Consider the following 8982-nt stretch of genomic DNA (forward strand, 5'->3'; position numbering starts at 1 on the left):
ATTTGTCGCCGCGGGAGTTTTTGTGATCGGTTGCGGCGGAGGCGGAGGATCTTCCGACTCTTCGGCCTCACTTGGAGTCGGCTCCTCCGGATCTTCCTCCTCCGGAACATCGACGTCTTCGACGAAGATAGGGACAGCCTATCTGGTCGATTCGGCCATCGAAGGAGTCGAATATGTATGCGGCAGCGAGAGGGGTAAGACCGAAAGAGACGGGAAATTCCGTTTCGAAGTGGGCAAAGAGTGTACCTTCTCCCTTGGAAATCTGCAACTGCGTACATTGAAGGCGACGCAGCTTGCAGACGGAGCCGTCATCGTCGAGAGCGATATGAAAGTGGCGGCACTGCTGCAGTCGCTGGATGCCGACGGGGATCCGGAAAACGGCATCAGGATCGACAAAAAGGTGATCGACGCTCTCAAAAAGCAGGGGATCCTGAAGATTCCGGAAAACGAAACGGAGTTGAAAGAGACGATCGAAAAAGTGGCCAAAGATGTGCCTTCTCTCGAACTTTCGACCGTCTCCTTCTCCAAAGCGGCTGCCCACCTCAAAGAGTCCTACGCCAAATATGTCGATCTGGGTCAGCGAGACATCAAACTCACCGACGAGGATGCGTTCAACCAGATAGCCTCCGGACCGGTACTCTACAGCATTCCCGTGCTTGCCAACGAACTCTCCTATGACAAATATACCCTCAAGCCGCTGACGGATGCCGAGTTCAATGCCCTCTCGGAAGAGGAGAAATACAAAGTCGCCATCAAACTCTACGGAACGCTCTTTTATGGAGTAGACTACGATACACTCATCGAAGCTGTCGATTCCGGAACGTTCATCTCCGATACACAGGCACTTTTCGATCGGCCCAATCCCCCTTCGGAGATCGCGGCCGTCGAGGAGAAGATGAAATACTATGACGCATATGGATGGGGAGACAACAAGGTGGTCGCCTCGATGCTGGCGAGACTCTACGAGATGAAACCGGGCCGCGCCTATATCAACCGGTGGGCCGCCTACATTCTGAGTCAGACGATCCTCTTCTCTCCCGCCTACGAACTCGATACGGTCTATACGGTGGACGCGATCGACGTCTACGGCGATCTGGTCCGGGATTTCGACGCGGGATTCAGTATGCAGTGGGTGACGTTCACCCATATGATGACCGACGAGAACTGGCGCCGTTTCAGAAGTCCCGAAGACAATGGCCGAGAGATGCTCGAGATCTACACGATGGATTTCGAGGACGCCCACGTGCCGCTGGCGGCCAAGGCTTTGCAAAACTGGAAACTCGACCGCCGCTCCAATACGCTGGTCATGACGCTGGACGAAAATGTCGAACCGATCACCGATCTATTCCCGGGTCAGGTGATCAAGAACGGAACCGATTTCTACAGCGCGCTGGTATTGCAGCCGACCTTCGTACCGGCCGTGACCCGGCGTCTCGTGGATATCTATTTTCCCAACTACTCCGACGAAGAGAAACAGAGTGTCGTCGATCGGTTGATTCAGAGCCATCCGATGACCTGGACGGGTGTTTTGAAACAGATCGTCTTCTCGAAAGAGTATCTGCTCCACTCGGCCAAAACCCGCTCGTTCGAAGAGTCCTTCTATCAGATCGCCAAAGCCCTGAAATGGTTGCCCAAAAGCAAGTCGTTCTACTATCTGGCCCGAAACCTCGACAGCATGCACCAGTCGACGATGCGCTACAAACTGGGGCGCAAGGTGGAAGTGCCTCTGGATTCCCAGTCCTTCGCATGGTTCCATAAAACGATCCGTGAAAACGTCATGACCAACTACGAAAGAAACGCCTCACTGGAAAGCAGTGACGACGGATGGCCCTATTACGAACTCTTCGGGGAGCTTCCTGCCGATCTGATCAGTCCGACGGAGCTTGGTGAAGACGGCAGACGGCTGCACGAGTGGGCGCCCAACGAACGCAGACGTGCCGAATATATCGTCGATGCGCTCTTCGTCTCCATCGCCGGGCGCCATGCCACCGACGAGGAGAGGAATTTCCTGGTGGATCTGATCGACGACGAGAAACATTACAGCGACACTTTCGACAATCCGAGCTGGCTGGATCTGTACGGCAACAGAAAAGAGATCGACAACCTCAAAGAGCGGGGAGAGTTCGCGATGCTGGTTCTCGACTATCTTTCGAGACTCGACAGTATCTACGAATTCGATGCAGTGAAATAGGAGAAGGACCATGAAACGAACCGATTTTAACGAAGCACATTTCAACCGAAGACATTTTCTCAAGGGGTTGGGGGCGCTGGGGATCTCCTCCATGCTGCCGCTCTCTCTGCAGAGTGCCGATCTCGATTACGACAGTATCGAATTCGACGCCTCGATCTACGAGAACAACAACGCTCAGACGATCGTCATTTTCCTCTATGGCGGCCCTTCGCAGCTGGCCGGGAACATGACCAACATCGAAGAGATCAGCGAAAAGAGCCAGAATCCCTATCCGCTTGGGAACGAGCGCTATATCAAGCTGACTCAGGACAGATTCTGGGGCAATGCCGGCGGCTATGCCATGCAGCGAATGCTCGACGCGGGCGACATGAACATCTTCAGGACCTGTTACCGAACCGTCGACAACCTCAAAGCCCACGGCGAGTGTACCTCCCAGGCCCAGCGGGGCAAGGACACCGAAGGGGGTGCGGGTGTGATCGCAAATCTCGCATCGATCCTCTACCACAAAGGGGTCATCAACGAACCCTCCGGCAGCGATGACGTGGGCAAGACGATCCCCTTCGTGACGATGGAAGGGGAATCGACCTTTTTCAGCGAAGACGATCTGAATCTCAACGCTTTCTTGAAACCCGTGGCTTTCGGAAGCGGATCGGACAACCCCTACAAGCGTGGCGGATCCGCCTCCTGGTACGAAAACAAAATTCTCAATCGTGAAACCAACAGCACCATCGGAGAGATCTTCGACACGATGGCGCAGAAATACAACCGTGACGGCAAAGTCAAGGAGTCTTTCGAAAGGCGTGTCACCCTGGAGAAATTCGCCGACGACATCCACAACATCACGCTGCCCGACGGGATCGAGTATCCGTCGAACAACGTTTTCGCCCAGCGTCTGCAGACCGCCATGAATCTGCTGATCCACAACGAACATACGAAAGTGGTGAGCATGGGAAGTCCGGGGCTGGGAGGCTGGGACGACCACTCCAACGCCATCGACCGCTACACGGCGCGCATGACGCAGCTGATGGAGGCGATCGAATCGGCGATGGCCCATATGAAAGCGGCGGGAAAGAGCAACATCAACATCGTCGTTTTCGGTGAGTTCGGCCGGAACGTCAACTACAACAACTCCCTTGGGTGGGACCACGGCAACCTGCAGAACGTCTACTGGTTCGGCGGAAGCGACTACATGAACCATCTGGGTATCGTCGGGGAGACGGAAGTGGAAGGAAAAGGGGGCCGTATCTACCAAAGGCCGAAAGGTTTCGGAACCGCGAACGCCTCCTACCATTTCCAGGCTTTCAGCGTCGCCGCCACGATCTACAGAATGTACGGCATCAAGAACCCGGAAATCCTGACCAACGGCAACGCGCCGATCCGGGATCTTCTCGCCTGAAAACGGTAATTTTCAGCAGCGCAGCGTAGCGATCAGCCGTTTCGGATGCACGAAAAGCTCCAGGGCGTCCGAAACGCTGCGGCAGACGATATCGGCTGCCGCGAGCGTCCTGCCGCTGCAACCCTCGTCACCCACGATCACGATCCCCAGTTTCGAAGCCCTCAGCATCTGCACATCGTTGTTGCCGTTGCCCAGCGATACACAGTGGCCGCATCCGAGCGATTCGACGAAAGCCGCCTTCTCATGGGTGTGGTCGTCGCTTTGCAGGACCTCGATCGCGACGTCGCACTTCTCAAGCTCTTTTCTGACACTGCCGAAAGTGTCGGCGGTGACGACATGGATTTTACAATGCCGCGATAATTCGTCGAACAGCTCCTTCACACCCGGAAGCAGATGGCCGTCTTTTGCGATGGTGCCGTTGTAGTCGCATACGATATGGCGTATATCGAGTCTCCCGTAATGGGGAATTTCGATCGTCATGATACTCTCCCGTTCCAGAACCCATCTCAAAAATCCCGACAGGAAGCAAAATCGCTTCCGTGACCGCCTGTCGGGATTTTTGAGATGGGTTCTAAAGTGATATAATTCCCGAAGTATATCCAATAAGGAGAAAGAATGTCTTCGGAAGTCAAACTGACCGAATACAGCCACGGCGCAGGATGCGGCTGCAAGATCTCACCGATGCTGCTGGACGATATCCTCAAGAGCACCAGAGCCAAAGTCCACTACCCGCAGCTGCTGGTGGGCAACGACAGCAAAGACGACGCGGCGGCCTACGACCTGGGCAACGGCACCTCGGTGCTCTCCACCACCGATTTTTTCATGCCGATCGTCGACGATCCTTTCATCTTCGGCAAGATCGCGGCCACCAACGCCCTCAGCGACATCTACGCCATGGGCGGACGGCCGCTGATGGCGATCTCGATCTTCGGCTGGCCCATCGACAAACTTCCGGCGGAAGTGGGCCGGGAGGTGATCGAAGGGGGCAGGGCGGTCTGTGAGGATGCGGGCATTCCCCTGGCGGGCGGCCACTCCATCGACTCCCCAGAACCCATTTTCGGCCTGGCGGCCACCGGTATCGTCGACAACGAGCACCTGATGCGCAACGACACGGCCAAAACAGAGAGCTACATCTTTCTGACCAAGCCGCTTGGCATCGGTATCCTCTCGACGGCCCAAAAGCAGAAGAAGCTGCTGGAGGAGAGCCATATCGCCCCCGCAATCGAGGCGATGACGACGCTCAACAAGGCAGGCACCGATTTCGCGAAACTGGATGCCGTCAACGCCATGACCGACGTGACGGGGTTCGGCCTGCTGGGTCACCTGGGAGAGATCTGCGAGGGCAGCGGCATCGGCGCGACGATCTGGTACGAGAAGGTCCCGCTGCTGCCCAACGTGGAGACCTACCGCCAGATGGGGTGCATCCCCGGCGGCGCGCGGAAAAACTTCAAGAGCTACGGCCACAAAATCTCCGAAATGAGCCAGGCGCAAAGGGAGATCCTCTGCGACGCCCAGACCTCCGGCGGCCTGCTGGTGATCGTCGAAAAGAGCGGGGTCGACGCCTTTTTGGAAACTGCGAGAAAATGGAGGCTCGATCTCGAGCCGATCGGCGAGACCCACGCGCCGGGCGAGCGTCTGATCGAGGTGAGATAGATTGAGGGAGGAGCTTTTCGACGATTTTCGATCGATCGTTCTGCAGAAACGGCCGCTGATCGACGTGCGCGCCCCCGTGGAGTTCGCCAAGGGGGCGTTCCCAAACACGGTCAACCTCCCCCTGATGGACGACGAGGAGCGGCATCTCGTGGGGATCCGCTACAAAGAGGAGGGCAACGAGGCGGCGGTGGCCCTGGGGCATGAGTTGGTTTCGGGCGAGACGAAACGACGGCGTGTCGAAGCGTGGTGCGAGTTTGTCCGGAACCATCCGGAGGCGCTGCTCTACTGCTTCAGGGGCGGGCAGCGCTCGCAGATCTCCCAGCGCTGGATGGCCGAAGCGGGCTGCTCCGTTCCGCGGATAAAGGGCGGCTACAAAGCCTTTCGCCGCTATCTGATCGAGGAGACCGAGCGGAGTCTGGAGCGGTTCGAGCCCCTCGTACTGGGAGGGCGGACCGGCTCGGGCAAGACGCTGCTGCTTGAAAGATTCGACGCCGCCGTCGATCTGGAGGGGCTGGCCAACCACCGCGGCTCCTCCTTCGGAAGGCATATCACGCCCCAGCCGACACAGATCGACTTCGAAAACGCCCTGGCCTATGAACTGATCCGCAAAACGGCCAAAGGGTACCGTACCCTTCTTTTCGAGGACGAAGGGAAAAACGTAGGGCGTCTCTATCTTCCCCAGGCTCTTTACGAACGGCTGGCCGAGGCGCCGCTGGTGCTTCTGGAGACACCGATGGAGGAGCGTGTGACCATCACCTTCGACGAGTATGTCCTGCGGGCCCAGGCCGAATATGAAAGGGAAGGTTTCGAGTCGCCGCTCGAGGCGTGGCGGGACGATATCCAGGCCGCGATCGACCGGATTCACCGACGTCTGGGCGGCGAACGCCACAAAGAGGTTTCCGGCATGCTGCAGAGGGCTTTCGAAGCGCAGAAAAGCGGCGGTTCGCCCCAGGCCCACAGGGCGTGGATACGCTATCTGCTGGAAAACTACTACGATCCGATGTACGACTACCAGATCCAAAAGAACGCATCGCGTGTCGTCTTCAGAGGCGACGCCGGGGCTGTCGAAGCCTATCTCGAAAGCCGGGGGCTGTGTACTACCTCGCGCTGATGCAGCTTCTGTCGCTGCTGCTTTTCCTTTTCCTGGTGTGGCAGGCGGTGGGATACTACAGAAAGATGCGGCTTTGGAAAAGGGTCTCTTCCATGCCCTTTCCCGAAAGTTACGAAAAGGCCCTGGGCAGAATTCCCCACTACCGTCTGCTTCCCGATGATCTGAAGAACAGGCTGCGGCCGAAAATCCTCTATTTTTCCCAAACGAAAGAGTTCGTCGGCATCAAAACCGAAGTGACCGACGAAATGAGAGCCGTCATCTCCTTCTACGCCTGCCTGATGGTCCTCAACATTCCGGGCGAATGTTACGAGGAGCTGTCGACGATCCTGATCTACCCCTACGACGTCGTCGCCAGAGAGATCCGTGACAATGGCGGGATCTATTCGGAAGAGCGGCTGATTCTCGAGGGGCAGTCCGCCGGTGATACGGTCGTCATCGCATGGAACGAAGCCAGACGCCAGGCTTATCACCTGCGGCATCACAACGTCATTATCCACGAACTGGCCCACGTGCTCGACTTCGAAAACGGGGCGGCCGACGGGGTGCCGCCGCTGGAGCGATCGAGATATCACCGATGGACCCGGGTGCTCTACCGCCGTTTCAAGGAACTGCGGGAGCGGGCGGGGAAAAACCGTGAGTGGGCGGACTACAAACTCATCGGTGCCTACGCGGCGACCGACGAGGCCGAGTTTTTCGCTGTCGTCACCGAACTCTTCTTTCAAAGACCCAAAACGATCAAAACCCATTTTCCCGACATCTACGAAGAGCTTGCGGCCTTTTACGGTCTCGATACCGCGAAGCTCTTCGAATCGCTCGATTAAACCGTTTTTCGGTACACTGTTTAAAAAGAGACAAAGGAGTCGATCATGATGGAATTTCTGAAAAAAGCGACGGAGTGGGTGCTGGACAAAGAGGAGCAGGCGGCGCAAAACTGCAAGATCGATCTCAACGACGTACAGAAGCAGATCGATCTCATACTGCAAAAGCGCGAGAAACTTCAAAAAGAGTGCGAAGAGAATATGGCGGAGCTGGACCATATCCTCGAGCGTCTCGAAAAGATCAAGGAGAAAGAGGAGGCGTGCCAGCGCCCGTGATCGTTCTTTGGTAATTTCCGGAAGAAGGAGGTGAGAGATGGCTATCGTCCGATCGTTCGGCGCGGCGGAGGAGGTGACGGGATCGTGTCATCTGCTGAAGCTTAGAAACGGTGTGCGGATTCTCGTAGATTGCGGGATGTTCCAGGGAGAAGGGGAGGATGAGAAAAACCGGCAGCCTTTCGGCTTCGATCCCAAAAAGATCGACGTTCTGCTGATCACCCATGCCCACCTCGACCATGTGGGGCGTATCCCCAAACTGGTGAAGGAGGGATTCGACGGGATCATCGTCGCGACGAAGGCGACTTTCGAACTGGCCCAGGTGGTCCTTTTCGACAGTGCGAAACTGATGGAGGAGGAGTATCGGACACGATTTCGCAAAGCCCAGAGAAGGGGTGAGGAGAAGAGTGTTCCCAAACCTCTCTATACGGTCGAAGATGTGGAGGATACCTGGCTTCTGACCCACATCCACGCCAAATACGACAAACCCCTCAAGATCGCCAAAGGTGTCAAAGTGATCTTTCGAAACGCCGGCCACATACTGGGGTCCGCGACGGTGCAGATCGACTGCAAAGAGGAGAAGCGTCCCAAGACTTTCGTTTTCAGCGGAGACCTGGGCAACCGGAACGATCTGGTGATGCCCTATATCGAGTATGTACCGAAAGCGGACGCCCTCTTCATCGAATCGACCTACGGCGATAGAAACCACAAAAACACGAAAGAGACGATCGCAGAGTTCAAGGACGCGATACGAAAGACGCTGCTCAACCGCGGGAACGTCATCATCCCCTCCTTCGCCATCGAAAGGACCCAGGAGGTTCTGTGCATCCTCAAAGAGATGTACCGAAAAAGAGAACTGCCGCGCTGCAAGGTCTTTCTCGATTCTCCGATGGCGATCAAGGCGACCCACCTCTTTTCCAAATATCACAAAGAGCTGGGACCCAAATGCAATCTCTTCTACCGGGAAGACGGGGATGTCTTCGACTTCCCCTGGCTGCATTTCACATGCGACGTGGAGGATTCGAAGCGTATCAACGAGATCGAAAGGGGAGCCATCATCATCGCGGGCAGCGGCATGTGTACCGGGGGCCGGATTCTCCACCATTTCAAAAACCGCCTCTGGAACGAGCGCAACTGTGTCATCTTTGTCGGATATCAGGCGGAAAACACGCTGGGAAGGCTCATCGTCGACGGGGCGAAATGGGTGCGCATCTACCGGGAAGATATCCGTATCCGGGCCAAAATCTATACGATCAACGGATTCTCGGCCCATGCCGACCAGAGAGGTCTGCTCGACTGGATGGCACATATCGGCAGGCTTGGAAAGATCTATCTGATCCATGGTGAAAAGGAGAAGCAGTCCCTTTTCAAAAAGGCGATACGAAAGAGACTGGGCAAAAAGTCCCATATCGTGAGGCCAAAAGAGAAAATCTACATATAAAGGAGTCAACTATAAACAAACCACCCCGAAAAAAAGCGTGATCGATGTTTCAGGGCGTGACACCTCCAGAAGCGAGATCAGGCTGAAAAGGGGTTTTGT

8 protein-coding genes are annotated in these 8982 nt (G+C 56.1%); 7 read left to right on the top strand and 1 reads right to left on the bottom strand.

What is annotated here, in order from left to right; translation table 11 throughout:
- The coding region (locus Q1K23_RS03660) for a hypothetical protein (RefSeq protein ID WP_300362534.1) at positions 1 to 2191 on the top strand (2191 nt) is incomplete at its 5' end.
- Positions 2192 to 2201: 10 nt separating this feature from the next.
- Positions 2202 to 3587 carry a DUF1501 domain-containing protein gene (locus tag Q1K23_RS03665; RefSeq protein WP_300362537.1) on the top strand — a complete coding sequence of 462 codons (1386 nt, stop codon included), beginning with the start codon at positions 2202 to 2204 and terminating at the stop codon, positions 3585 to 3587.
- A gap of 12 nt (positions 3588 to 3599) precedes the next feature.
- On the opposite strand, the gene Q1K23_RS03670 is transcribed toward Q1K23_RS03665, so the two are convergent.
- Positions 3600 to 4067 (bottom strand): haloacid dehalogenase, encoded by a 468-nt coding sequence (locus Q1K23_RS03670; protein ID WP_300362540.1) that lies wholly within the window; start codon positions 4065 to 4067, stop codon positions 3600 to 3602.
- 135 nt (positions 4068 to 4202) lie between these two features.
- On the opposite strand from Q1K23_RS03670, the gene selD reads away from it, so the two are divergent.
- From selD to Q1K23_RS03695, 5 genes are read left to right on the top strand one after another with little or no spacing between them, the layout of a single operon-like run.
- Positions 4203 to 5240 carry a selenide, water dikinase SelD gene (gene selD, locus Q1K23_RS03675; protein ID WP_300362543.1) on the top strand — a complete coding sequence of 346 codons (1038 nt, stop codon included), beginning with the start codon at positions 4203 to 4205 and terminating at the stop codon, positions 5238 to 5240.
- Between the two features lies 1 nt (position 5241).
- Complete coding sequence (mnmH, locus tag Q1K23_RS03680) at positions 5242 to 6351, top strand: tRNA 2-selenouridine(34) synthase MnmH (RefSeq protein ID WP_300362546.1); 1110 nt, start codon at positions 5242 to 5244, stop codon at positions 6349 to 6351.
- On the top strand, positions 6333 to 7172 hold the full coding sequence (locus Q1K23_RS03685; protein ID WP_300362549.1) for a M90 family metallopeptidase: 840 nt from the start codon (positions 6333 to 6335) through the stop codon (positions 7170 to 7172). Before mnmH ends, Q1K23_RS03685 begins: the two co-directional genes overlap by 19 nt.
- A gap of 45 nt (positions 7173 to 7217) precedes the next feature.
- Positions 7218 to 7445, top strand: a complete 228-nt coding sequence (locus tag Q1K23_RS03690) for a hypothetical protein (protein ID WP_300362552.1) — start codon at positions 7218 to 7220, stop codon at positions 7443 to 7445.
- Between the two features lie 37 nt (positions 7446 to 7482).
- Positions 7483 to 8883, top strand: coding sequence for an MBL fold metallo-hydrolase (locus tag Q1K23_RS03695; RefSeq protein WP_300362555.1), 1401 nt, complete (start codon positions 7483 to 7485; stop codon positions 8881 to 8883).
- Positions 8884 to 8982 lie beyond the last annotated feature (99 nt).

This window comes from Hydrogenimonas sp., assembly GCF_029933015.1.
Taxonomy (GTDB): Bacteria; Campylobacterota; Campylobacteria; order Campylobacterales; family Hydrogenimonadaceae; genus Hydrogenimonas.

What these genes read in the sequence shown, in the direction of transcription:
- Q1K23_RS03690 (WP_300362552.1), top strand. Translation starts at nt 7,218, where the DNA reads ATGATGGAATTTCTGAAAAAAGCGACGGAGTGGGTGCTGGACAAAGAG.
- Q1K23_RS03670 (WP_300362540.1), bottom strand. Translation starts at nt 4,067, where the DNA reads ATGACGATCGAAATTCCCCATTACGGGAGACTCGATATACGCCATATC.
- selD (WP_300362543.1), top strand. Translation starts at nt 4,203, where the DNA reads ATGTCTTCGGAAGTCAAACTGACCGAATACAGCCACGGCGCAGGATGC.
- Q1K23_RS03695 (WP_300362555.1), top strand. Translation starts at nt 7,483, where the DNA reads ATGGCTATCGTCCGATCGTTCGGCGCGGCGGAGGAGGTGACGGGATCG.
- Q1K23_RS03665 (WP_300362537.1), top strand. Translation starts at nt 2,202, where the DNA reads ATGAAACGAACCGATTTTAACGAAGCACATTTCAACCGAAGACATTTT.